Origin of the sequence: Azospirillum canadense, assembly GCF_025961225.1 — a bacterium.
Lineage (GTDB): Bacteria > Pseudomonadota > Alphaproteobacteria > Azospirillales > Azospirillaceae > Azospirillum > Azospirillum canadense.
Map to the genome: position 1 here is coordinate 1464459 of NZ_JAOQNG010000010.1, position 24646 is coordinate 1489104.

The window sequence follows — 24646 nt, forward strand, 5'->3', positions numbered from 1 at the left end:
ACCGCGGGAACGCGTGGAAACACGCCGGTTTTCTCGCGCCTAAATTTTAGGCAAATCGGCGGACTCCGTGGAGAATCCGCTTCGCGGACACGTTGCTCCCGGATTCGCTCACAGAGTTACCCACAGGTTCTGGGGATATCCGTTATCGCGGTCCCCAAAGTACACTTCGGCTCACCGCGCCACGCGCCAGCGTCCATCCGGGTCTAGACAGGCGGTGCCGCGCAGCGGCACGCTCCGCCCGTCCACGGAACCACGCGTCTCGAACTCGCGGCATGTGCGTCCGTTCGGGGTGAGATAGGTCGGGGATGTCGCGGTCGCTGGGGGCGGAGCCGGCACGACCACGACGGGCGGCGGCGCGTAGGCGTAGGGGTATGGATAGGGATAGCGGTAGGGATACGGTGCCGGGTAGCCGAAGGTCAGCGGCAGCGACAGGCTGAACCCGAAGCGGGTTCCGCCGTGCCATCCGCCTCCCCACCCGTGGCCTCCCCAGCCATAGCCGCCCCACCCATGCCCATACCCGCCATGGCCGCCCCAGCCCCCGGCCTCGGCCGGCGGATTCAGCGACAACAGCGGAACAGCGACGGCCAGGAGCCCGAACAGCTGGATTCTGGTGAAGCGGAGCATCGCGCACCTCCCCCATGGCCACGAGCGCCGTGGCTCATGAGGAAAAGATGGCGTCGATTCGCACCCGTTTCGGATCGGCCGATCGGTTCATGTCCGTTCGGGCGTGCCCCCTACACGGGGACAGGCCGTAAGAGGAACAGGCCGCGGCTTTACATGGACGTGCGGACGACCTGTGCGCCCGCGGCGCCGTTGCCCGGGACGTTCACGGTCCGCGGGCGGGCGCTGGTCGATTGGGCCGGCAGCGGGCTGCCCGCGGGCACCGGACGGACGGACTTCGGCGGCTCCAGGCGCTTGGGCGTGGAGGCCGTGCCGGCGGCGGCCGGCGGCAGCGACAGCGGTGCCGCGGACGGCGGGTTGGACGGCTGCGACGCGGTCGGGATGTCGTCGTAGATGCCCGGGTGCACGCGCACCGTGCCCTCCGGCTCCACCATGGCGGTCCAGTAGACGAAGCGGACGGGCACGGCGGTCGGCAGGGAGACGGTCTTGGTCTTGCCGGTTTCCATCTGGCGGTCGATGGCGGCCGGGTCCATCTTCGCCGCGCGCAGCAGCAGCTCCGCCACCATGCGGGCGTCGGCGAGGCGGACGCAGCCCGAGCTGGCGGCGCGCATGTCGCGCTCGAACAGCTTCGGGTCGTTGGTGCCGTGCAGGAAGATGCTCTCGCCGTTGGTCAGGTTGAAGCGGAAACGCCCCAGCGCGTTGTCGTCGCCCGGCCGCTGCACGATGCGGATGCGCTCCGGCGAGACCGACCACCAGTTGATGCTTTCCGGCGCGACCTCCACCCCGTCCAGATAGACAATGGCGTCCTTGATGCCGGGGTTCCCCTTCTTGCGCAGGTTCGGCAGCTTGTCCTGCGCCATCACGGTCGGCGGCACGGTCCAGGTCGGGTTGATGGTGACGCTGACCACCCGGTCCTGCAGCAGCGGGGTCTGGCGGGACGGACGGCCGACCACAGCGCGCATGGTGAAGGCAAGCTTGCCACGCTCGATGTAGGTGACGGTCTGGCTCGGCAGGTTGACGAACAGGACGGTGTCCGGAACGGTCGCCTGCACGGCCCGCATGGAGGTCGCGGCGCCGCGCATCAGCGAGGCCGCTTCCTTCGGCGTACGGTCGAGCGCCTGGCGCGTCGCCTCGCCGACCTTGCCGTCGGGCATCAGCCCCTCGCCGATCTGGAAGGCGCGCACGGCCGTTTCCAGCGTGTCGTCGAAGCTGTCGGTCCACTGCTCCTGCGTCAGGAAGCCCAACTCGATCAGCCGGGTGGCGAGACGGCCGACGCGGTCAGCGCTCTTCGCCCGCACCGTCAGCATCAGCGGCGCCGGCGGCGGCAGGGGCGGCAGGACCTCCACAGGCGCCGACGTGGCATCGCCCTCGCCCGCCGCGGTGGCGGGAGCCGGAGTCGCGGCAGCAGCAACGGGCGCCGGGGGCGGAACCGGAACCGCGGCGGCCGGCTTGTCGGCAGGCTTGTCAGCGGCTTGGTCGCTCGGCTGGACCGGGCCTGGCGCTACCACCTCCACCATGCCGCCGTCGCCCTTCTTCAGGACCATGCCGTAGCCGATCTTGGTCTGCTTCACGCGGGGGGCGGCGTCCAGTTCCCCGGCGCGCTGGTCGAGCCGCGCGATCCAGGAACCGACGACGTCCCGGGCCGAGGCCGACTGGATGGCTGCCTGAGCAGCCGCCTGCGCGGCACGCCCGGGCACCGACAGCAGTCCGGCGAGAAGGCACACGGCCATCCCAGCCTTCAGCGAGGGCCGAGCGTAGGAGCGGAAACGGTTCAGCATTGGCAAAGCACCCCAAGCGGCGGTGAACAGGCAACCGGCAAACAACCTCTGGAAAACGCGACACGATGCCACGGCTCGTCCCTGGGACGGAGCGCTACACCCCTGCGCTTTCGGAGTACGACATCTGACGTCGCAGGCTGTGAGACTCAAGTGACATCACGTGGACTGAGGCTTGCGTGCCACAATGTGCACAGCAGCGTTGCGCCCGTGACACATTGCCGTATGGCATACGGACATTTGTTGCGCGTTATCGTCGCGATTTGGTCCCTTCCGAAGATTCGACACATTTTTTGTTAACGGCTTCCGGCCTACAGGAAGCGACCACCTCTCCATCTGGTCGCCAATATGCCGCGTTCGCCGTACGGTTTCGCCCTGCCGCTGCTCCTGTCGCTTGCGGTCGCCGCCCCCCTGACCCTCAACCCTGCCGATGCCGTCGCCGCGACGGCGAAGCACGCGCCGGCGAAGACGGCCAAGGCGAAGGCGCACAGCTCCAAGGCTGCCAAGGCCAAGCCCAAGGCGGTCGCCAAGGGCCACCGGGCTGGCCGCAAGCACGCGGTCGCCCGCGCCGCGCGCGCCGGCAGCGTCTTCCGCCCGGTGCACGCCCACGTCCTGATGGACGCCCACAGCGGCCGCGTGATCGAGGCGGAAAACGCGGATGTGGTCACCTACCCCGCGTCGCTGACCAAGATGATGACCCTGCTGCTGACCTTCGAGGCGATCGACCGCGGCAGCCTGCGACTCGACCAGGACCTGCCGGTGTCGCGCCACGCGGTGAACCAGAAGCCGTCGCGCCTGGGCGTCGTCCCTGGCGGCACCATCCGGGTCGAGGACGCCATCCTGGCGCTGACCGTGAAGTCGGCCAACGACGTCGCCGTCGTGCTGGGCGAGGCGCTGGGCGGCAGCGAGGAAAGCTTCGCCGAGATGATGACGACGAAGGCCCGCGCCATCGGCATGACCAACACCACCTTCCGCAACGCCTCGGGCCTGCCGAATCGGGAGCAGCGGACCACCGCGCGCGACATGGCCAAGCTGGCCCGCGCCGTCGTCAGCCTGCCGCCGCAGGAATACGCCTACTTCTCCCGCCAGCGGTTCGAATGGAACGGCACCGTGGTGCCCGGCCACAACCGCCTGTTCGGCAAGGTGGAAGGCTACGACGGCATCAAGACCGGCTTCGTAAACCTTAGCGGCTTCAACCTCGCCGGCAGCGCCAGCCGCGGCGGCCAGCGCATGATCGCCGTGGTCCTGGGCGGCGAAACCGCCAAGTCCCGCGACCATGAGGTCGCCGACCTGCTGGAGAAGGGCTTCAAGACCACGGGCAAGCAGACCGTCGCCACCACCGACGGCAAGGCCGACTGAACCGACCACAAGGCCGACTGACCCCATCCCCGCCACGCCCCTTCCCCTCTTCCCATACGTCCGTAACGTCATTGTCATGGTTCTGGCGTAGACAGTGCGCTAGTTACGGGTAACGCTGGTGGCGAACGGCCGCGAACGACGGCCGGCGCTGACCATGGAAGGGGATGGGAGAGACATGAGGACGACCTTTTCGGCCATTGGAGCGGCCTTCGGGGCCGCGCTGGGCGCACTCCTGCTCGGGACGCCCGCCCAGGCGGCGGACTCCCTGTCCGGCAAGCTGGTGCTCTACACCTCGCAGCTGGAGGCCGACGCCAAGCAGACGGTGGAGGCCTTCAAGGCCAAGAACCCCGGCGTCGAGGTGGAGTGGATCCGCAGCGGCACGACCGAGCTGATGAACAAGCTGCGGGCGGAGATCGCGGCGGGCAGCCCGCAGGCCGACCTGCTGCTGATCGCCGACGCGGTGACCATGGAGTCGCTGAAGGCCGAAAAGCGCCTGCTGCCCTTCGCGGAGGCGCCCGTCCAGGGCTACCGCCCCGGCACGCACGACCCGGACGGCACGTGGTTCGGCACCAAGCTGATCACCACCGGCATCGCCTACAACACCGCGGCCCCCATGAAGCCGGCCTCCTGGCTCGACCTGCTGAAGCCGGAGGCCAAGGGGATGTCGGTGATGCCGAGCCCGCTCTATTCGGGTGCCGCCGCCATCCACATGGCTGCGGTGAAGGCCGAGCCCAGCCTGGGCATGGCCTGGTACGAGAAGATGCAGGCCAACGGCGCAACCGCGGCCAAGGGCAACGGCGGCATCCTGAAGTCGGTCGCCAGCGGCGAGAAGCTGTACGGCGTCATCGTCGACTACCTGCCGATCCGCGAGCAGCTGAAGGGCGCGCCCGTCGCCTTCGTCTTTCCCAAGGAGGGCGTCAGCGCGGTGACGGAGCCGGTCGGCATCCTGAACAGCACGAAGAACCCCGCCGCCGCGAAGGCCTTCGTGTCCTTCCTGCTGAGCAAGGATGGGCAGGAGCTGGCCTCCAAGCAGGGCTTCCTGCCGGCGCTGCCCGGCGTGAAGCCGCCGGAGGGCTTTCCCGACCCGGCCGGCATCACCATCCTGCCCTATGAGCCCGCCAAGGCGTTGAAGGACGACGAGGACAACAAGAAGGACTTCGCCGACCTGTTCGGCGGCTGAGCATGTCCGTCACGACCCTTTCCGACCGGCAACCGGCCCGGACCGCCGGCCTGATCCCCCGTCCGGGCATCCCGCTGCTGATGGCGCTGGTCGGGCTGGTCGTCCTGCTGCCGGTGCTTCGCCTGGCCTGGGAGGTCGCCGGGCCGGCGCTGGCCGGTGACCTGAAGGCGCTGACCCGCGTGCTGAACGCGCCGATGACCTGGCGGGCGACCGGCAACAGCCTCGCCATCGCGGGCGGGGCGACGCTGGTCGCGGCACTCCTCGGCGGCCCCTTCGCGCTGCTGGCCGGGCTGACCGACCTGCGCGGCAAGACGGCGCTGTCCTTCTGCCTGATCCTGCCGCTGATGATCCCGCCGCAGATCGTGGCGCTGTCCTGGATTCACCTGACCGGCGCCGGAAGCCCGCTGCTCAAGCCGCTGGGCCTCGCCCCGCCGCCCGGCACGCCGAACCCGGTCTATTCCTCCGCCGGGATGATCCTGGTAATGGGGATCGAGCACGCACCGCTGGTCTTCCTGGCGCTGCGCGCCGCCTTCCGCGCGGTGCCGCGGGATCTGGTGGAGGCCGCCCAGGCCTCCGGCGCGCGGCGCTGGCGCGTCCTGCGCACGGTGGTGCTGCCGCTCAGCCTGCCCGGTTTGGCGGCTGGAGTGGCGCTGGCCTTCGTGGCGGCGCTGGGCAATTTCGGCGTGCCGGCTCTGCTGGGCATCCCCGCAGGGGTGCCGGTGCTGCCGACGCTGATCTACCGCCGCCTGTCCGGCTTCGGTCCCTCGGTCCTGCCGGAGGTGGCGGTGCTGGCCGTGCTGATCGGCGCCATCGCCTGCGTCGGCATCGCGGCACAGCTGGTGCTCCAGGCGCGGATCGACGCGCGCGTGATCGGCGGCTCGGCGCCGACCGCGGTGCTGCCGCTCGGCCGCGCGCGGCGTCCGCTGGAGCTGCTGTGCTGGACCGTGGTGGCCCTGGTGCTCGCCGCCCCGCTGGCTGCGCTGGTCTCCACCAGCCTGGTGCGCGTCTACGGCCTGCCTCTGGGGGCGGAGACGGCGACGCTGGCCCATTACGCGACCGTCCTGGGGCTCGACCAGGTGGGCCGCGCCTTCGCCAACTCGCTGCTGCTGTCGGGGGTGGCCGCGTTGGTTCTGACGGCGGCGGCGATCCCCATCGCCCACGCCATGGCCGACCGGCGCGGCGCGGGCAGCCGCTTCGTCCGCGCCGTCGGCGTGCTGGTCGAGCTGCCGAACGCGGTGCCCGGCGTCGTGCTGGCCATCGGCTGCATCCTGGTCTTCCTGAAGCCATTGCCGCTGCTCGGCATCAGCCTCTACGGCTCGCTCGGCATCATCCTGGCGGCCTATCTGGCGCGCTTCCTGTCGCTGGCGCTGCGCCCGGCCCAGGCGGCCTGCGTGGCGCTCGACCCGGCCATGGAGGAGGCGGCCCGCGCCTGCGGGGCCGGCCGGCTGCGGCGGCTGCGCACCATCGTGGCGCCGCTGGTCGCCCCGGCCGCCGCCGCCGGCGGCGTGCTGGTCTTCCTGACCGCCTTCAACGAGCTGACCGTCTCCATCCTGCTCTGGTCGCAGGGGCGGGAGACGATCGGCGTCGTCGTCTACGCGCTGGAGGAAGGCGGCAGCCCGACGCTCGCTGCCGCGCTCAGCACCGTGACCATCGGCGTGGTCGTGGCCGTGATGCTGGCCGTCGGCCGCCTGGGCCGCCGCCTGCCGCCCGGCATCATCCCCTGGCGGGGGTAGGCCCCAGCAGGAGTGAAGGCGGCAGAAACTGCCGCCCTCTGCGCAGAATTTTCCGGCCGAGGCCAAGCTTGCCCTGATCCAACCCCTTGTTCCACGGCTACTTTCCGTGGCGCGTTTCCTGCATTCCCCTTCGACGCACCCGTCCCGGGTGCCGGCGGGAGGAAGGAAGAATGGCGGATCTCAGCATCGGCAGCATGGCGCAGAGCCTTCAGGCGTCCATCGACGCCGCCATGAAGCGCGTGCAGGACCAGGCCAAGAACGCCAAGGACGACAAGCCCACCGGCAAGGTGCAGGAGTATGAGCAGAACGTCCGCAAGTCGTCGCTGAACGCCGCCCCATTCGCGACCAACATCGGGACACTGGTGAAGGACACCAGCCGCCTGAACGTCTTCAGCTCGCTGGCGGCGAACGACCCGGCGGATTTCTACAAGTTCTCCGTCACCTCGAAGGGCGAGGTGTCGCTGGGCCGGGTTGGCGACAGCGACGTGCGCATCCAGCTGATGGACAAGCAGGGCAAGGTCATCGCCGACAGCAACAAGGACTCCGGCGCGGCCTACGACGCCTACAAGAACCTCGAAAAGGGATCGCAGACGCTCGACAAGGGCGACTACACGCTGCGGATCAGCCGCGACAAGGGCGTTGCGGTCAAGGACGACAAGAACTACGGCGTCCAGCTGCGCATGGGCGACTACAGCAAGGACTACGACACCGTCGCCAAGCAGCCGGCCAAGGGCGACAACCCCTTCGGCGACACGCCGAAACTGCAGAGCCTCGCGGCAATCCTGACCGGCAGCGGTTCGTCGTCCTCCTCGTCGGGCGCGCTCGGCATCCTGAACGGTGGCGGTTCCTACAGCGGGCGCGGGTCGCTTCTGAACGGGCTGTTCTGAGCCGGTTGTCCTGAACCTTCTGATCCCACACAGGGTTGCCCCCCCTCCCGCGGTGCGCTAAGGGAGCGGGCATGTCGACCGAAACGCTCGTTGCCTCCACCCCGAAGCCTGATCCCCAGGTGCGCCGCGCCACCGCGATCGGCGGCACCGCCATCCTGCTGTGGTCCACGCTGGCTCTGCTGACCGCGCTGTCGCAGCGGATCCCGCCGTTCCAGCTGCTGGCCCTGTCCTTCGGCATCAGCTTCGTCGTCTGCACGGCGGGGAACGCCGCGCGCGGCAAGGACGTCATCGGTGCCCTGCGCCAGCCCTGGCCGGTCTGGGCGCTGGGGGTTGCGGGGCTGTTCGGCTACCACTTCTTCTACTACCTGGCCTTCTATCTGGCCCCGCAGGCGAAGATCGAGGTCAACCTGCTGAACTACCTGTGGCCGCTGTTGATCGTGCTGTTCTCCGCCCTGCTGCCGGGGGAGCGGCTGAAGCGCGGACACATCGTCGGGGCGCTGTGCGGGCTGGCCGGCACCGTGCTGATCGTCGCGGGCAGCGGCCTGTCGATCCAGGCGGAATCCCTGCCGGGCTATCTGTCGGCGCTGGCCTGCGCGGTGACTTGGGCGGCCTATTCGGTGCTGTCGCGCCGCTTCGGCGACGTGCCCACGGAGGCGGTCGGCGGCTTCTGCCTCGCCACCGCGGTGCTTGCTGCGCTTTGCCACCCGATCTTCGAGACGACGGTCGTGCCCACGACGAACGAGTGGCTGGCGATGCTCGCCATGGGCGTCGGGCCGGTGGGCGCGGCCTTCTTCGTGTGGGACCACGGGGTGAAGCGCGGCGACATCCGGGCGCTGGGCGTGCTGTCCTACGCCACGCCACTGTCCTCCACCCTGCTGCTGATCCTGTTCGGGCAGGCGGTCGGCGGCTGGACCGTCTGGGCAGCCTGCGCGCTGATCATCGGCGGCGCCGTGCTGGCCAGCCGCGACGTTTTGCGCGGGTGATATAAAGGGCGCCACAGTCGCGTGAACCGGATTTCATAAGCGTTTCATGCGGGTCGGTGCTATTCGGCACAGTCGGAATCCCAAGAAACCGAGGTCCGACCCGATGGCCAGCCGCATCGCCGTGATCAGCCGCTTCCTGAAGGACGTCTGGACGCTGACCCGCCCCTACTGGTCGTCGGAGGAGCGCTGGGCCGCCCGCGGCCTGCTGGCGGTCATTGTGGCGCTGAACCTGGGCGTCGTCTTCATCAACGTCTGGCTGACCGAGGTGAACGGCGACATCTTCAACGCCCTCCAGGAAAAGGATCAGGGCGCCTTCGTCCACCAGCTCCTGCTGTTCGGCGGGCTGGCGCTGGCCTACATCGCGGTGGCGGTGTACCGGCTGTACCTGAACCAGATGCTGCAGATCCGCTGGCGCCGCTGGCTGACGGAGCGCTATCTCGGCGACTGGATGGCCGGCCAGACCTACTACCGGCTCCAGGTCACGGGCAACGGAACCGACAACCCCGACCAGCGCATCGCCGAGGATCTGCGCGGCTTCGTCCAGCTGACGCTCAGCCTGACGCTGGGCTTCCTCACCAACCTCGTCACGCTGGTGTCCTTCCTGGCGATGCTGTGGAGCCTGTCGGGCTCGGTCACCGTGCCCCTGTTCGGGATGGAGATCGCCATCCCCGGCTACATGGTTTGGGTGGCGCTGGTCTACGCCATCGTCGGCACCTGGCTGACCCACAAGATCGGCCGACCGCTCGCCCGCCTGAACTTCGACCAGCAGCGCTACGAGGCGGACTTCCGCTTCTCGCTGGTCCGCCTGCGCGAGAACGCGGAGAGCATCGCCCTCCAAGGCGGCGAGGCGCAGGAGCGGCGGCATTTCACCGAACGCTTCGCCCGCGTCGTGGACAACTGGTGGTCCATCATGCGCACGCAGAAGGGGCTGGTCTGGTTCACCTCCGCCTACGGGCAGGTGGCGATCATCTTCCCGCTGCTGGTCGCCGCCCCGCGCTACTTCTCCGGCGCCGTACCGCTGGGCGCGCTGATGCAGACCTCGCAGGCCTTCGGGCAGGTGCAGGAGGCGCTGTCCTGGTTCATCGACGGCTACGTCAGCCTGACCGACTGGCACGCCACCACCAGCCGCCTGATCGGCTTTCACCGCGCGGTGGAGGATCTGCGGGATGCGGCCGGGACGGCGCCGCAGATCGCCCGCGCCACCGGCCCCGACTCCGCCCTGCGGCTGGAGGACGTGGCGCCGGCCCTGCCCCGCGCCGAGGCGCCGCTGCTGCGCGCTGACCTGACGGTGCAGCCGGGCGAGCGCGTGCTGGTGACCGGCGCGTCGGGCTCGGGCAAGAGCACGCTGTTCCGCGCCGTGGCCGGCATCTGGCCCTTCGGCCGGGGCCGCGTCGGCCTGCCGAACGGTGCCGGGGCGATGTTCCTGCCGCAGAAGCCCTACATGCCCATCGGCAGTTTGCTCGCGGCCGTCACCTATCCCTCCGCCCCCGACGCCTTTCCGGCCGAGGCGGTGCGCGAGGCACTGGAGACGGTCGGCCTGCCCGCGCTGGCCGACCGGCTGGACGAGGACGATCATTGGGCGCAACGCTTGTCCGGCGGCGAACAGCAGCGCGTCGCCTTCGCCCGCGCCCTGCTGCACAAGCCGGACTGGCTGTTCCTGGACGAGGCAACCTCGGCCTGCGACCCAGAAACGGAAGCGCGACTTTATGGATTGTTGGCGGAGCGCCTGCCCGGCACCACGGTGCTCAGCATCGGCCACCGCACCAGCCTGACTGCCTTCCACGACCGCCGCGTGGAAGTGCGCCGCGGCGAGGATGGCGTGGGAGTGCTTCGGCCGGTTGAGGCGGCGGTGGGGTGATCATTGGGGCGGGGAGTGCGGGCGTTGCTCCCCACCCAACCCTCCCCCACTTCGCGGGGGAGGGCTTTAGGCGTCGAGCGGCGGAGTTCCCTCCCTCGCCGAAGGTGGGGGAGGGTTAGGGTGGGGGCCCAACGCGACCACCCACCCCACACAATCACGCCGCCAGGAAGTCCTTCAGCGCCGTCACGACCTCGCGCATCTCGGCCTCCGTGCCGATGCTGACGCGCAGGCAGCTGGGCAGGCCGTAGGACGGCATCTGGCGGACCAGGATGCCGCGGCCCTTCAGGAACTGGCGGGCGGCCTCGGCGTCGTCCTTGCCGGGTTTCTGGCCGGCGAAGTCCACCAGGATGAAGTTGGTCACGCTGGGGTGGATGGTGAGGCCGAGCGCCGTCACCTCGCCCGCGAACCACTCCCGCCACTGCGTGTTGTGGGCGCGGGAGCGCTCCACGAAGGCCGTGTCCTCGATGGCCGCGACGCCGGCCGCCTGGGCGGCGGCGGAGACGTTGAAGGGGCCGCGCAGGCGGTTCAGCACGTCGGCGATCCCCGCCGGGCAATAGGCCCAGCCGAGCCGAAGGGAGCCCAGCGCGAAGATCTTCGAGAAGGTCCGCGCCATCACCACGTTGGGGAACCGGTCCACCAGATCCTGGCCCGCCGAATAGTCGTTGTGGTTCATGTACTCGGCGTAGGCCGCGTCGATGACCAGGACGACGTTCGACGGAAGGCCGGCGTGCAGCCGGGCCATCTCCTCGGCGGTGATGTAGGTGCCGGTCGGGTTGTTCGGATTGGCGACGAAGACCAGCTTGGTGCGCGGCGTCACATGGGCGAGCAGCGCGTCCACGTCGGTGGTCAGGTTCGTCTCCGGCGCCTGCACCGGGGTGGCGCCGACCGACTTGGCGCCGATCGGGTACATCAGGAAGCCGTGCTGCGAATACAGCACCTCGTCCCCCGGACCGGCGTAGGCGCGGATCAGCAGGCTGATCAGCTCGTCGGAGCCGGCGCCGCAGACGATCCGCTCCGCGTCCAGGCCGTAGCGCGCGGCGATGGCCTTGCGCAGCGCGGCCGAGCCGCCGTCGGGGTAGCGGTGCAGCTCCGCCGCGGCGCGCTGGTACGCCTCCACGGCTTTCGGGCTGGGGCCGAGCGCGCCTTCGTTGGAGGCGAGGCGGATGTGGCCCGCGTGCTCGCCGCCGACATAGGGGGCGATATCGAGGATTCCCGGGCGGGGCACCGGGCCGTTCGGCTGGGTCATGTCAGGTCTCAGACCTTGCGGGCGTCGTGGGAGAGGTGGAGCGGGACGGCGTAGCCGCCCACGATGTTGACCCGCACCGGGATCTCCGCCATGCGTTCGGCGAAGGCGGACAGGCGCGGGTCGGCGTGATCGACGAAGTCGGCGATCTCGACCAGATGCAGCGACGGGCCGGACGGGTCCTTGGCGTGCCAGGTGCAGAAGCCGGTCGGGGCCAGCCCGCTGTGCTCCAGATGGTCCTTCAGCCGGCCGCGGCTGAGGTCGTGGCCCAGCTCGATCGCCAGCAGCGTGCGGTCGTCGCCGGTCGGCTCGTGCGGGACCAGCGCGATGGCCAGCGCGTCGCGGTCCTCCCCGCGGGCGTTGCCGCGCCCGCCGAAGGGCAGCCGCGCCACGACCCGCGGCGTGCGCGCGTCCGACGACAGCAGGAAACGCCACCAGGGGTCGGCGTCGTCCTCCGCCGGGTAGGGAACCACGCCGACGGTGGCCGTGCCCTCCGACACCGCGCGGATGGCGGCGGCGGGGGTGTTGACGGCGGTCATGGAGACGAAGCTGCCGAAATGGTCGCGCGCCACGTCCCAGAAGCCGCGGCGTTCCTCCGGCGCGTAGACGGCGACGGCGAAGGGCCCCTGGATGCGGGTCAGAGCGGTGATCATCTCCCGCCACATGCGGACGACCGCGGCGGCCGGGAAGGATCCGGCGTGGCGCGCCATCAGGCGGCGCAGGATCACGGCTTCGCGCGCCGGGCGCAGGAAGATCGGCTGCGGTGCGGGCGTGCCATTCGGCTGAACCGGCGCAGGCCCGTTCTGCTCGTCGAGCTGCGCCTTCACGGCGCCGATTCGCTCGACCACCGCCGCGCGGCGCATCAGCAGGTCGTGGATCGCATCATCAATGTGATCGATCTCGCGGCGCAGGTCATCGAGCGGGGACTTGGGCGCAGGCATGGGGCGGGAAACCGTCGCGTCAAAAGATCGAATCCAAAGCCGGATAGTAGTAGTCCGCACGCTCCCTAAAATCAAAGAAAACGTTGACACCTTCTCTCCCCGCTCCGTAGCTATACGCTCCCGTTTTCCAGAGGCCTTGCGAACCGCCATGCCCGCGTCGAATCCAGCTGTCGCCTTGCCAGCCGACGCCGCCTCCCTGCCCGGTTATCGCGTCACCCTCGGGGTCGACCGGCCGATGCGGCTGGACAGCGGAGCGGAGCTGGGTCCCTTCCAGGTCGCCTACCAGACCTACGGCACGCTCAACGCCGACCGCTCCAACGCGGTCCTGGTCTGCCACGCCCTGACCGGCGACCATTACGTGCTCGACCGGCACCCGGTCACCGGCAAGCCCGGCTGGTGGGAGATGCTGGTCGGCCCCGGGCGTCCGGTCGACACCGACCGCTATTTCGTGATCTGCTCCAACGTCATCGGCGGCTGCATGGGCTCCACCGGCCCGAAGGAGGTCGATCCGGCGACCAGCCAGCCCTATGGCCTGGGCTTCCCGGTGATCACCATCGGCGACATGGTGCGCGCGCAGAAGCTGCTGATCGAGCATTTGGGAATCGAGAAGCTGTTCTGCGTGATCGGCGGCTCCATGGGCGGCATGCAGGTGCTGCAATGGGCGGTCGCCTACCCGGAGTCGGTCTTCGCGGCGGTGCCCATCGCCACGGCGGCGCGCCATTCGGCGCAGAACATCGCCTTCCACGAGGTCGGGCGCCAAGCCATCATGGCCGACCCGGACTGGCGCGGCGGCAACTACCTGCTGGAGGACACGCGGCCGCACCGCGGGCTGGCGGTGGCGCGCATGGCCGCGCACATCACCTACCTGTCGGAGCCGGCGCTGCACCGCAAGTTCGGCCGCAACCTGCAGAACCGGCAGAGCGTCACCTACGGCTTCGACGCCGATTTCCAGGTGGAAAGCTACCTGCGCCACCAGGGCATCACCTTCGTGGAGCGGTTCGACGCCAACTCTTACCTCTACATCACGCGGGCGATGGATTATTTCGACCTCGCCGCGGACCATGGCGGCGGGACGCTGTCCAACGCCTTCCGGGTGGACGGGCGCGGCACGCCGGTGCGCTTCTGCCTGGCCAGCTTCACCAGCGACTGGCTGTTCCCGACGCCGGAGTCGCGGGCCATCGTGCACGCGCTGAACGCGGTCGCGGCCAACGTCAGCTTCGTGGAGATCCGGACGGACAAAGGCCACGACGCTTTCCTGCTGGACGAGCCGGAGTTCCACCAAGTCATCCGCGGCTTCCTGGAAGGCTGCGCGGAGCACCGCGGCCTGACCGCCCGCCGGCAACCCCGCTGAGAGAAAGCCGGACCATGAGCCCTCCCCTGGACGACGTCTCCGCCCCTCGCGCCGGCGCCGGCAACGGCGCTGTGGGCGGCATCCGCTTCGACCTGAAGCTGATCGCCGACATGGTGGAGCCGGGCAGCCGCGTGCTGGACGTCGGTTGCGGTGACGGTGCCCTGCTGGCGTATCTGGCCCGCCACAAGGGCGTGGACGGGCGCGGCATCGAACTCAGCATGGACGGCGTGCACCGCTGCGTGACGCAGGGGCTGCCGGTGATCCAGGGCGACGCCGAGACGGACCTTAAGGACTACCCGGCCGAGGCCTTCGACTACGTCATCCTCAGCCAGACGCTCCAGGCCATGCGGGAACCGCGGACGGTGCTGCAAAGCCTGACGCGCATCGGCCGGCGCGCCATCGTGTCGGTGCCCAACTTCGGCTACTGGCGCATCCGGCTGCAATTGCTGCTGACCGGACGCATGCCGGTGACGGAGAAGCTGGGCTACCAGTGGTGGGAAACACCCAACATCCATTTCTGCACGATCAAGGACCTGGTGTCCCTGACCGAGGAGATGGGGCTGACCATCGAACGCTGCCTGATCGTCAACCGTGCCGGCCGCATCACCGGCCACGCCCATTCCGGCTTCGCCAACCTGCTGGGCGAACAGGGCGTTTTCCTGCTGCGACGGACCTGATCCCGGTTTAGCCTGCGGCCACGGTGCAACCCAATGCCCGTCGGCGGTGTTTAGTGGGCAAGGTCCGTCCAACGGGAGCTTTGCACCATGCGTTTCAACGCCGCCGTTTTGGCCGCCGCTTTGGCCGTTCCGGCCGCCGCCCTTCTGCTGGCGACCGCGGCGCCCGCCCAGACCACGAGCCCTTCTCCGGCTCCGGTCCCCGAAGGCAAGATCGCCCAGCAGGGGACCCCCGGCGCGTCCCAGTCCCCGCTGATGACCGCGCCCCGTCCGGACGACAAGCCGACGACCGACCCGACCGCCTCGCAATCGGGCGTCAGCGGCTCGGCCCCGTCGGACGAGATGAAGCGGATGGAGCCGCCGGTCGGTTCCACGGCCGGTTCCACGCCAGGAACCTCCCCTTCCGTCGCCGCCATCCCCGGCCCGATCGACCCGGAGCACGCGCGCGCCCTGATCGGTCAGGAACTGCGCAGCCGCGATGGCCAGGTGGCGGGCACGATCAAGGACTTCGCGCTCGATGATGCGGGCGACGCGATCACCCGCATCGTCCTGACTCCGGACGACGACGTCGGCACGCCGAAGAAGCTGGTCTCCGTGCCCATCAGCATGTTGCAGATGGAGGTCCCCGGCCAGGCAGCCCCCGGCGTCGAGCTGTCCCGCCCGCCGCTCCTGAACCTGCCCGCCAAGGAACTCGCCAACGCCCCGGAATTCACCTACGGCACCGACGTGAAGACGGTGGGCGGGAAGCCGTGAGCGGCTTCTACCCCCCGATGTCCTTCAGCAAATCCAGCACGAGCCGCTCGCCGTCCGGCCACGGCCCGTACCCCGACGCGGTGTTGATGTGGCCCAGGTCGCCGGCCTCGATGAAGTCGGCGCCCCAGCCCACGGCGAAGCCGCAGGCGCGGCCGACGCTGCAATAGGGGTCGGTGCGGCTGGCCAGCACCACGGTGCGGAAGGGCAGCGGGTCAGTCGGCACCGGGCCGAAGCCATGGACCTCCGGCGGGGTGAGTTCGGGCGACTCGACGTCCGGCGGGGCGCCCAGCAGCGCGGCGGCGATCTTGTCCGCCGATCCGGTTTCAGCGCCGCGCGCCGCCCAACGGGCGACCAGCATGCAGCCCAGGCTGTGCGCGATCAGCACCACCGGGGCGCTGGACGCCGCCACCGCCCGCTCCAGCGCCTCCACCCAGTCGGCCAGGACCGGCGCGTTCCAGTCGGCCTGCTCCACGCGGCGGAAGGACGGGTGCCGCCCCTGAAGCCAGCTTTGCCAGTGCTCCGGCCCGGAATTGCCGAGGCCGGGGAGAATCAGGACGTTCGCCGCCATGTCACATCCGCTGTGTTGTCGTGCCGCGCCATCCTAGCGGACCGCGGCGCACACACAACTGGGGACGGGCCAACAGGGCACTCAGGCCGGATCCGGGCGTTGCGGATCCTCCGACACGCGCCAGGCGCCGGAACCCGCCGGGCGGCGGGCCGGGGCGGTGCCGCCGGGCAGCGGGACGATCAACCGGCGCTTCGCCGGCTGGGTCTTGCGCGCCACGCCCGCGAAGATCTGCTTGGACGCCTCGATCATCGTCACGCCGGCGAAGGCCTTGAACCAATGTTCCCCCACCTCTTCCCAGGCCGGCGCGGTCTTCAGCAGGAAGCGGGACCGCAGCGGCGGGATGAACAGGGCGTGGCCGGTGCGTTCCGGCACGAACATCGTGTCGCGCAGCACCTGCTTCAGCTGCGAGGCGGAATAGGGGAATCCATGGCCGAAGGGCGTCCAGTCGGCGCGCGCCCACAGGCCGCGGCGGTTCGGCACCACGGCCAGCACGCGCCCGCCGCCGGCCAGCACGCGCCAGATCTCCCGCATCATGGGGCGCAGCTGCTCCGTTCCCTCCAGCCCGTGGACGAGCAGGACGCGGTCGACCGACATGTCGCCCAACGGCAGGTCCGCCTCGTCGCCCAGCGCCACCAGCCCCGGCCCCTCCGGCGGCCAGAAGGTCACGCCCTGAGTGGCCGGCATGATGGAGATCACGCGCTCCGCCTCCTCGCGGAAGGGGCGCAGGTAGGGCGTCGTGTAGCCAACCCCCAACACGATCTGCCCGCGCAGATCCGGCCAGATCATGCGGATGCGCCGGCGGATCATCCGCCGCGCCGCCTGACCCAGGCTGGACTCGTAGAACTCCCGGAGATCGACGATATCGGTGTACATGGTCCCCCGAGACTATAACGTTTCCTGGACTGGCACGTTTCCAAGACTATCACGGTTCCAAGACGGAGAGGCGTTCGGCCATGGAGATCCACCTCGTTCCCGCTTTTTCCGACAACTACATCTACCTGCTGCGCGATTCGTCCAGCGGCGCGGTTGGGGTTGTCGACCCCAGCGACGCCAATCCGGTGATCGAGGCGCTGGACCGCCGCGGCTGGACGCTCACGCACATCTTCAACACCCACCACCACAATGATCACGTCGGCGGCAACCACGCCCTGAAGACGCGCACCAGTGCGACCGTGATCGGCGCGCGCGCCGACGCGGCCCGCATTCCGGATATGGAGACGTGCCTGGGCGAAGGCGAGACCATTTCGTTCGGGTCCCAGACGGCGCAGGTGCTTTTCGTGCCCGGCCACACCTCCGGCCACATCGCCTTCTGGTTTTCTGAGACCAAGGCGGTCTTCTGCGGCGACACGCTCTTCGCGCTCGGCTGCGGGCGCCTGTTCGAGGGCACGCCGGCCCAGATGTGGTCGTCGCTGAAAAAACTCCGCGCCCTGCCGGACGACACCCGCGTCTATTGCGGCCACGAATACACCCTGTCCAACGCCCGCTTCGCCGTCACCGTCGAGCCGGACAACCAGGACCTCCAGGCCCGCGCCAAGGAGATCGCCGCCAAGCGGGAGCGCGGCGAGCCGACCATTCCCACCACCATCGGGGAGGAGAAACGCACCAACCCCTTCCTGCGCGCCGACGTGCCGGAGGTCCAGGCCGCGATTGGCATGGCGGGGGCGGACCCGGTGGAGGTCTTTGCCGAAATCCGCCGCCGGAAGGACAATTTCTGATCGACGGCGCCGCCAACCGCGTTACCCTGCGGCCCGACCCGTATGGGGCCCGAATGGGAGGAGAAAGAAACATGAAGCTGCGCTGGAGCCCGACCTCGCCCTACGTCCGCAAGGTCATGATGGTGGCGATCGAATGCGGGCTGGAGAACGCGATCGAGAAGCAGACGACGAACGCCTGGGCGGCGGACACCGACCTGCCGACCGACAACCCGCTGTGCAAGGTGCCGGCACTGGTCCTGGAGGACGGCACGACCCTGTTCGACAGCCCGGTGGTCGCCGAGTACCTGGACACGCTGCACGACGGCCCACGCCTGTTCCCGGCGACCGGCCCGGCGCGCTGGGCGGCGCTGCGCCAGCAGGCGCTCGCCGACGGCATCTGCGACGCCGCCATCCTGCGCCGGCTCGAGTCCCAGCGCCCGGACGGCGAGAAGTCGCCGAACTGGATGGAGCGGCAGCGCCGCGCCGTCACCCGCGCGCTCGACGTGCTGGAGGCGGAGGCCGCCGGGCTGGGCGACACCCCGACCATCGGCACGCTGGCCCTGCTGGTCGCGCTCGGCTACCTGGACTTCCGCTTCGGCCACGAGGACTGGCGGCAGGGCCGCCCGGCGTTGACCCGCTGGTTCGAGTCCATGTCGGCCCGCGACAGCTACCGCCGCACCGAGCCGCCGCCCGCGTGACGGTGAACGGCATGCCGGAACCCCTGACGCCCGAACCCCTCACGCCCGAGCGGATCATCGATCTGCTGGGAATGGCGCCCCACCCGGAAGGCGGCCACTATGTGGAAACCTACCGGGACGCCCCGCCGGGCGGCGGGCGCGGGGTGAAGACCGGCATCTTCTTCCTGCTCCGCGCCGGCGAACGCTCGCACTGGCACCGGGTGGATGCGGTGGAGATGTGGCACTGGCACGCCGGCGGCGCGCTGGAGCTGTCCATTTCCGAGGACGGGCGGTCGGTCAACTGCCTGATCCTGGGCATGGACCTGGCGGCCGGCCAGCGCCCGCAGGGCGTGGTGCCGGCCCACGCCTGGCAGGCCGCTCGCCCAATGGACGGCTGGGTCCTGGTCGGCTGCACCGTCTCCCCCGCCTTCGAGTTCGCCGGCTTCGAAATGGCCCCGGAGGGCTGGGAGCCGGGGTGAGTGAGTTGTGGGAAGTGGTCGTACTGGGCCCCCACCCAACCCTCCCCCACCTTCGGCGAGGGAGGGCTTCAAGGGTCGCGCAACGGAGTTCCCTCCCCCGCTCTCGGCGGACCGAAGGTCCGCCTGCCGCGCCAGCGCAAGCTTCGCTTGCGCGGGAGCGAAGATGGGGGAGGGTTAGGGTGGGGGCTCAGCGCAACCACTCTCCCCCTTACACCCCCACCAACTCAAACCGGTCGACATCCACCAGCCCGCGATCCGTGATCTTCAGATGCGGGATCACCGGCAGCGGCAGGAAGGCCAGCTGCAGGAAGGGTTCGGCCAGAGGGCAGCCCATCTCCCGCACCGACGCGCGCAGGGTCCGCAACCGCCGCTCCACGCTTTCGAAAGGCTCCAGGCTCATCAGCCCGGCCAGCGGCAGGGCGAGTTCGCCCACCACCCGGCCGTTGCGCACGGCGACGAAGCCGCCCTGAAGCTCGATCAGGCGGTTGACGGCGATGGCCATGTCCGCGTCGCTCGCCCCCACCACGCAGACGTTGTGGCTGTCGTGCCCGACCGAGGAGGCCAGCGCGCCCTCCTTGAATTCAAACCCTTGCGCAAAGCCGCGGCCGACGTTGCGGTTCGTGCCGTGCCGGGCGAAGACGCAGATCTTCAGGATGTCGCGCTCCGGGTCGGCGACGAGGTGGCCGCCCTTCGACGGCACCTCCAGCCGCCGATGCTCCGTGATGATCTTGCCCGGCAGCACACCGATGACGGACTGTACCGAACCACCGCCGGGCACCGCGAAGTCTTCCGCCGTCACCGGGTCGAGCTTCACGGAGTTCAGCCCCACCGGCTCCACCGCTGGGCGGCCGGTGAAGCTCTCCGCCGTCACCACGCGGCCGCCGCGGATCACGCGGTTGATGGCGCAGATCTCCAGGTCGTCCAGCAGCACGAGGTCGGCGCGCTGGCCGGGTGCGACCATCCCGCGGTCAAACAGGCCGAAGCCGCGCGCCGCCGACCAAGTCGCCGCACGGTAGACGTGGGCCACCGGCGCGCCGAGCCGGATGGCGCTGCGGATCAGGTGGTCCATATGCCCTTCCTCGGCGATGTCGAGGGGGTTGCGGTCGTCGGTGCAGAAGCCCAGGAAGGGGGAAGTTTCCGGCTGGATCACCGGGGCCAGCGCGTGCACGTCCTTCGACACCGAGCCGTCGCGGATCAGCACCTGCATGCCCTTGCGCAGCTTCTCCATCGCTTCCGGCACGCTGGTCGTTTCGTGGCAGTTGCGGATGCCGCAGGAGAGATAGGCGTTCAACTCCCGCCCGCTCAGCAATGGGGCGTGGCCGTCGATGTGCCGCCCGTCGAACGCCGCCAGCTTGTCCAGAACGCCGTCGACCTTGTGGAAGACGCCGGGGAAGTTCATGAATTCGGCAAGCCCCAGCACCTTCGGGTGGTCCTTGTGGCGGACGAGATCCGGCGCCTCCAGCCGTGCGCCCGACGTCTCCAGCTCCGTCGCCGGAACGCAGGAGGACAGCTGCACGCGCAGGTCCATGACCGTTCCACCCGCGCTGTCCAGGAAGTAGCGCAGGCCGGTTTCGCCCAGCACATTGCAGATCTCGTGGGGGTCGCAGATCGCCGTGGTGGTGCCGCGCGGCAGGACGCAGCGGTCGAACTCCTGCGGGGTGACGCAGGTGGATTCGCAATGGACGTGGGTGTCGATGAATCCCGGCACGACGGTCAGGCCGCGCCCGTCGATCTCCTCCACCCCATCATAGGATTCATAGGTCCCGACGATCCGGTCGCCGCAGACAGCGACGTCGCCCTCGGCGATCTCGCCGGTGACGACGTTCAGGAAGCGGGTGTTCTTGATGACCAGATCGGCCTTGGCCTCGCCCAGCGCCTGCCCGATGCGCCGTTTCAAATCGTCCCGGCTGACCGTCATGCCCCGCCCCCTCCTGATCTTGAGAATCTGAAGGTGGAGGGCGGCGAAGCCCGCTTCAATTGGGTTTTCCGTAACTCCGCGTGACGGCGCGGCTCCAGTCCTTGCCGTCGCAGGCCGGCTTCTCCACCGCCTGGACCAGCGCCAGCGTCGTGCCCTCCACGTGGTACCGCCATTTCACGCCGCAGTCGCCCGCCCCGCGCGCCTGCTCGAACACCTCCACCACGTCGCCCCTCACCGTCGGAGCGCCAAGCGGGACGGCCTGCGGGTCGAGCCGGCGCTTGCCCTTTTCCACCACCTCCACCGCCAGCCGCGCGGCGGTCCCCTTGGCCTTGTCGACCAGGAAGGGCGTCGTGGAGCACTGGTAGGCGCCGCAGTCCTGCGCGACGGCGACGAACAGCCGCCCATCGGGCAGAGCCCCGGCGTAGGTGAAGCCGGCGTAGCGTTCGTAGGGCGACATCACCTCCGCCTCGCCACCGGCACCGGGGACCGGCGGGTCGGGGTAGAGGCTGGTCAGGACATAGGCGACGAAAGCGATCTCCTCCTCCGCCCCTGGGCCGGCCTCGGCCAGCGGGTCGATGGGCTCGGCCTTGGCCAGCGCCGCCGGCAAGATGCGCGGCCCGGCCTTCGCGATCACCGCGCGCAGCCGCTGATCGTAGAGCGTCACCAGCACAGACCGGTCTTCATTCGCCGCCTTGAAGGCGCGGGCACGTTCCAGCAGCCAGCGGACCTGGTCGCCCTTCAGCGGCGCGGCCTGCTCCGCCGGCAGGCCGTCGAGCGCCATCCGGTAGGCGTGGTCGAGCAGCCGGTCCATGGACGACAGCGTCGCGTCGGCGCAGACCGCCTTCTCAGCCGGCTGCAACGCCTTCGCGCAGTCGAAGCTCGGGGCGAAGCTGGAGAACGGGGCGGCCTCGGCAGGCACCGCCAGGGGCAGGAGGAGGAGAGCGGCGGCGAGGGTCTGGCGCATGAAGGTCTGGCCCAAGTCGGTCGGGGGAAGGGACGGAGGGCGCCCACCCTACCCCCGCGGTCCGGCCCGGCCAAACTTTTCCGCAGCGTGAAAATTCTACCCCGTGAAATCCGGGGCCCATGAAATCCCGGGCTGTCATTTCCGCCCGTCGCCGTACTTGCGGCAGTCCCGCTCGTCCGTTCCCGGGTCCGCCCGGCCGCCGTTGGAGGTGCGGTAGCGGGCGTCGTCGCAGCGCCCGTTGTTGGCGTAGGACCGCTGATAGCGCGACCGTTCCCAGCCGCTGCGGCCCCACCCACGATCGCCCCAGCCCCGATCACTCGACCCGTAATAGTCCGGATAGCCCCAGGACCGCGGGCCCCGGTGGTAGGTCGGCGCCTCGTATCCGTACCGGTAAACGGGCACGCCGTAGCCGCTACCATAGCCGTAACCATAGGATCCGTAAGAGGATCCGTAAGCCGGACCGCCGTCGTAGGTGGCGACCTGGAGGCCGCTGACGTTGCAGGCGGACAGCGCGAGCATCGCTGCGGGAAGAAGGAAGCGGGCGAAAGAGAAAGCTGTGGCCGACGGGGCGGTGGTCATGGGTCACCAGCGGGCGGGTGGTGGTTGAGCGATGCGCTCCTCACACCCCCATGAACATTCCGCCGACAGCTTTATTCCCGGTCGGCGCCGGCCGGGGTCGCGGAAAAGCGGATCGTATCAAATTGTATGCGTACTGAACAATAGGGCGTTGGACCAACCCTACCCCAAGCGTTACGCGGCAACTTGTCATAGATCGATTTAAGATTTCGGAAACCCTGAGGGATCTCATTATCGTTGGCGAGAAAAGCGACGCAAGATCGCGGGCCATAGGGAAGTCCCAAGATGCTGAACATTCTCAGAAGTCTGAAAATCGGACCCAAGGTGTATCTGCTCGTCAGCCTTCAGGTGGCGGTCGCGGCCGTTACCGGGCTGATGGGCGTTGTCGCGATGCAGGATCTCGCGGCCAAGTCCGAATTCATCGAAAAGGCGGCCAGCCGGCAGTTCCTGGGGGAACGCCTGAACGCGCTCGTGCTGTCGGTTGTGATGGACTCGCGCGGCGTCTACATGGCGAAGGACGCGGCGGAGGTTGAGAAGTTCGGCAAGCCCCTGCTCGCGACGCTGAAGACGCTGGGCGACCGGCTGGGCGACCTGAAGGCCCTCACCCCGCCGGACTCGCGGCCGTCGCTGGACGCCGTCGCCGCGAAGGCGGAGGAGTTCGTCCGCTTCCGCACCGAACTCGTCCGCATCGCCCGCGACAAGGGCGCGCCGGAAGGGCGGCTGTACGGCGACAACGACGCGAACCGCAGCAACCGCCAAGCGCTGAACACCGCGCTGGAAGCGCTCGGCGCCGAGCAGAAGACCATGATCGACCGCCTGCACGCGGAACTGGCGGCGGCGCAGAGCCGCTGGACCCTGCTGATGGTCGGCTTCGGCCTCGGCGGCGTGGCCTTCGGCCTGTTCCTCGCGGTGGTGGTGGCGCGCGGCATGATCGCCCGTCCGATCGGCGGCATGACCACGGCCATGAAGGACATCGCCGCCGGCAACGTGGCGGCCGAGGTGCCGGGCACGCGCAACAGCGACGAGATCGGCGACATGGCCCGCGCCGTCCTGGTCTTCCGCGACGCCCTGAAGCGGAACCGGGATCTGGCGGAGCAGGAACGCCAAGACACCGCCGCCCGCCAGCAGCGCCAGGACCGGCTGGAGGCGTTGACCCGCGCCTTCGCCGACAAGGTCGGCGGGCTGTGCCGCACGCTGAACGGCGAAGCTGACAGCATCCGTTCCAACGCCGAATCCCTGACCCACGCCGCCGACGATGCCTCCCGCCGGTCCTCGACGGTGGCCGCGGCGGCGGAGCAGGCGACCGGCAACGTGCAGACCGTGGCGACCGCGACGGAGCAGCTGTCCTCCTCCATCGGCGAAATCAGCGCCCGCATCGGCGAGGCCGCCCGCATCGCCAGCGAGGCGGAGCACGAGGCCCAGCGCACCAACGTCACCATCCAGGGCCTCGCCCAGGCGGCGGAGAAGATCGGCGCGGTGGTCAACCTGATCACGGAGATCGCCAGCCAGACCAACCTGCTGGCCCTGAACGCGACCATCGAAGCCGCCCGCGCCGGCGAGGCGGGCAAGGGCTTCGCGGTCGTGGCGTCGGAGGTGAAGAACCTCGCCAACCAGACCGCCCGGGCGACCGAGGAGATCTCGGCCCAGATCGTCGCCATCCAGGCGGAGACGCAGCAGGCGGTGGGCGCCATCAGCGGGATCGTCGGCACCATCGAGCGCATCAACGACATCAGCGCCGGCGTCGCCGCCGCGGTGGAGGAACAAGGTGCCGCGACCCGCGAGATCACCCGCAACGTCCAGGAAGCCGCCGTCGGCACGCAGGAGGTGTCGGCGACCATCTCCGGCGTGTCCCAGGCGGCCGGCCGCACCGGCGAGGCGGCCGGCGGTCTGCTCGGCGCCGCCCAGGGCCTGACCGTTCACGCCCGCACCCTGCAAAGCGACGTGGACGACTTCGCCCGCCAGATGAAGGCGGTGTGAGGGGCCTCTGCGGATCCAAAACAACCAAAGCCCCTCTCCCTTGAGGGAAGAGGGGCGGTTGAAACCGTTAATAATCCCGGCCCGGCCGGCCGCGCGGCGGGAAGCGGCTGGAGGTGGCGCGGTAGCCGCCGGGCCCCTCGGCTCCGCCCTCGCCCGTGGGCTCCCCGCCCTCCTCTCCCGGAGCGCGGCGGGATTGGCGGTCCATCATGCCGGCGGCTTCGGCGCGGGTGACGTTGGCCTCCAGGTCACGGATGCGCGCCTGCAAGCTTCCGATTACCGCGGTGCCAGCCTGGCGGGCCTTGAACTGCTCAAGATCCTGTTTCAGACGCAGCAACTGGTTTTTCTGCTCGGCGAGGCTTGGCCCGTCCTTGCGTTTCGGGACGCGATACACTTTCTCGTCGAATCGATTCACAGCGTCTCTCCCAATCTGCTTAT

The 24646-nt window shown here is 69.6% G+C and carries 23 protein-coding genes; 13 read left to right on the forward strand and 10 right to left on the reverse strand.

The window, feature by feature from the left end:
* Nucleotides 1-171: 171 nt before the first annotated feature.
* Both M2351_RS42570 and M2351_RS42575 read right to left on the reverse strand, forming a co-directional pair.
* Complete coding sequence (locus M2351_RS42570; RefSeq protein ID WP_264661998.1) at nucleotides 172-624, reverse strand: hypothetical protein; 453 nt, start codon at nucleotides 622-624, stop codon at nucleotides 172-174.
* Nucleotides 625-773: 149 nt separating this feature from the next.
* Complete coding sequence (locus M2351_RS42575) at nucleotides 774-2399, reverse strand: L,D-transpeptidase family protein (RefSeq protein WP_264661999.1); 1626 nt, start codon at nucleotides 2397-2399, stop codon at nucleotides 774-776.
* 345 nt (nucleotides 2400-2744) lie between these two features.
* Between M2351_RS42575 and M2351_RS42580 the strand changes: the two genes are divergently transcribed.
* The 6 genes from M2351_RS42580 to M2351_RS42605 all read left to right on the forward strand — a co-directional run bounded on the left by M2351_RS42580 (nucleotide 2745) and on the right by M2351_RS42605 (nucleotide 10396).
* Nucleotides 2745-3755, forward strand: a complete 1011-nt coding sequence (locus M2351_RS42580; protein WP_264662000.1) for a D-alanyl-D-alanine carboxypeptidase family protein — start codon at nucleotides 2745-2747, stop codon at nucleotides 3753-3755.
* 175 nt (nucleotides 3756-3930) lie between these two features.
* Complete coding sequence (locus M2351_RS42585) at nucleotides 3931-4935, forward strand: ABC transporter substrate-binding protein (protein WP_264662001.1); 1005 nt, start codon at nucleotides 3931-3933, stop codon at nucleotides 4933-4935.
* A 2-nt stretch (nucleotides 4936-4937) separates the two neighbouring features.
* Nucleotides 4938-6668, forward strand: coding sequence for an ABC transporter permease (locus M2351_RS42590; RefSeq protein ID WP_264662002.1), 1731 nt, complete (start codon nucleotides 4938-4940; stop codon nucleotides 6666-6668).
* Nucleotides 6669-6838: 170 nt separating this feature from the next.
* Entirely contained in the window at nucleotides 6839-7555 is a 717-nt protein-coding gene (locus M2351_RS42595) for a hypothetical protein (protein WP_264662003.1), read from the forward strand.
* Between the two features lie 71 nt (nucleotides 7556-7626).
* A complete protein-coding gene (gene yddG, locus M2351_RS42600; RefSeq protein WP_264662004.1) occupies nucleotides 7627-8538 on the forward strand; it encodes an aromatic amino acid exporter YddG in 912 nt (303 codons plus the stop codon).
* Between the two features lie 103 nt (nucleotides 8539-8641).
* Complete coding sequence (locus M2351_RS42605; RefSeq protein WP_264662005.1) at nucleotides 8642-10396, forward strand: ABC transporter ATP-binding protein/permease; 1755 nt, start codon at nucleotides 8642-8644, stop codon at nucleotides 10394-10396.
* Between the two features lie 154 nt (nucleotides 10397-10550).
* On the opposite strand, the gene hisC is transcribed toward M2351_RS42605, so the two are convergent.
* Nucleotides 10551-11642, reverse strand: coding sequence for a histidinol-phosphate transaminase (gene hisC / locus M2351_RS42610; protein ID WP_264662006.1), 1092 nt, complete (start codon nucleotides 11640-11642; stop codon nucleotides 10551-10553).
* A gap of 8 nt (nucleotides 11643-11650) precedes the next feature.
* Nucleotides 11651-12580, reverse strand: a complete 930-nt coding sequence (locus M2351_RS42615; RefSeq protein ID WP_264662007.1) for a chorismate mutase — start codon at nucleotides 12578-12580, stop codon at nucleotides 11651-11653.
* A gap of 148 nt (nucleotides 12581-12728) precedes the next feature.
* On the opposite strand from M2351_RS42615, the gene metX reads away from it, so the two are divergent.
* The 3 genes from metX to M2351_RS42630 all read left to right on the forward strand — a co-directional run bounded on the left by metX (nucleotide 12729) and on the right by M2351_RS42630 (nucleotide 15358).
* Nucleotides 12729-13931, forward strand: coding sequence for a homoserine O-acetyltransferase MetX (gene metX, locus M2351_RS42620; protein WP_264662008.1), 1203 nt, complete (start codon nucleotides 12729-12731; stop codon nucleotides 13929-13931).
* A gap of 14 nt (nucleotides 13932-13945) precedes the next feature.
* Nucleotides 13946-14608 (forward strand): methionine biosynthesis protein MetW, encoded by a 663-nt coding sequence (gene metW / locus M2351_RS42625; RefSeq protein ID WP_264662009.1) that lies wholly within the window; start codon nucleotides 13946-13948, stop codon nucleotides 14606-14608.
* A gap of 87 nt (nucleotides 14609-14695) precedes the next feature.
* On the forward strand, nucleotides 14696-15358 hold the full coding sequence (locus tag M2351_RS42630) for a PRC-barrel domain-containing protein (RefSeq protein ID WP_264662010.1): 663 nt from the start codon (nucleotides 14696-14698) through the stop codon (nucleotides 15356-15358).
* A gap of 7 nt (nucleotides 15359-15365) precedes the next feature.
* On the opposite strand, the gene M2351_RS42635 is transcribed toward M2351_RS42630, so the two are convergent.
* Together M2351_RS42635 and M2351_RS42640 are read right to left on the reverse strand one after the other, a co-directional pair.
* Complete coding sequence (locus M2351_RS42635; RefSeq protein WP_264662011.1) at nucleotides 15366-15926, reverse strand: RBBP9/YdeN family alpha/beta hydrolase; 561 nt, start codon at nucleotides 15924-15926, stop codon at nucleotides 15366-15368.
* Between the two features lie 81 nt (nucleotides 15927-16007).
* Complete coding sequence (locus M2351_RS42640; RefSeq protein ID WP_209765277.1) at nucleotides 16008-16799, reverse strand: class I SAM-dependent methyltransferase; 792 nt, start codon at nucleotides 16797-16799, stop codon at nucleotides 16008-16010.
* Between the two features lie 80 nt (nucleotides 16800-16879).
* Here M2351_RS42640 and gloB point away from each other — a divergent pair, with 80 nt between their 5' ends.
* The 3 genes from gloB to M2351_RS42655 all read left to right on the forward strand — a co-directional run bounded on the left by gloB (nucleotide 16880) and on the right by M2351_RS42655 (nucleotide 18776).
* On the forward strand, nucleotides 16880-17641 hold the full coding sequence (gloB, locus tag M2351_RS42645; protein ID WP_264662012.1) for a hydroxyacylglutathione hydrolase: 762 nt from the start codon (nucleotides 16880-16882) through the stop codon (nucleotides 17639-17641).
* Nucleotides 17642-17712: 71 nt separating this feature from the next.
* Complete coding sequence (locus tag M2351_RS42650) at nucleotides 17713-18318, forward strand: glutathione S-transferase C-terminal domain-containing protein (RefSeq protein ID WP_264662013.1); 606 nt, start codon at nucleotides 17713-17715, stop codon at nucleotides 18316-18318.
* An 11-nt stretch (nucleotides 18319-18329) separates the two neighbouring features.
* On the forward strand, nucleotides 18330-18776 hold the full coding sequence (locus tag M2351_RS42655; protein ID WP_264662014.1) for a cupin domain-containing protein: 447 nt from the start codon (nucleotides 18330-18332) through the stop codon (nucleotides 18774-18776).
* A gap of 208 nt (nucleotides 18777-18984) precedes the next feature.
* Here the strand turns inward: M2351_RS42655 and ade are convergent, their stop codons facing one another.
* From ade to M2351_RS42670, 3 genes are all read right to left on the reverse strand, one after another.
* Nucleotides 18985-20694 (reverse strand): adenine deaminase, encoded by a 1710-nt coding sequence (ade, locus tag M2351_RS42660; RefSeq protein WP_264662015.1) that lies wholly within the window; start codon nucleotides 20692-20694, stop codon nucleotides 18985-18987.
* Between the two features lie 55 nt (nucleotides 20695-20749).
* Complete coding sequence (locus M2351_RS42665) at nucleotides 20750-21658, reverse strand: DUF1176 domain-containing protein (RefSeq protein WP_264662016.1); 909 nt, start codon at nucleotides 21656-21658, stop codon at nucleotides 20750-20752.
* Nucleotides 21659-21793: 135 nt separating this feature from the next.
* Nucleotides 21794-22237, reverse strand: a complete 444-nt coding sequence (locus M2351_RS42670; RefSeq protein WP_264662017.1) for a hypothetical protein — start codon at nucleotides 22235-22237, stop codon at nucleotides 21794-21796.
* A 282-nt stretch (nucleotides 22238-22519) separates the two neighbouring features.
* Between M2351_RS42670 and M2351_RS42675 the strand changes: the two genes are divergently transcribed.
* Nucleotides 22520-24211, forward strand: coding sequence for a methyl-accepting chemotaxis protein (locus M2351_RS42675; protein WP_264662018.1), 1692 nt, complete (start codon nucleotides 22520-22522; stop codon nucleotides 24209-24211).
* Between the two features lie 67 nt (nucleotides 24212-24278).
* On the opposite strand, the gene M2351_RS42680 is transcribed toward M2351_RS42675, so the two are convergent.
* Nucleotides 24279-24623, reverse strand: coding sequence for a Gas vesicle protein V (locus M2351_RS42680; protein ID WP_264662019.1), 345 nt, complete (start codon nucleotides 24621-24623; stop codon nucleotides 24279-24281).
* Nucleotides 24624-24646: the final 23 nt, after the last annotated feature.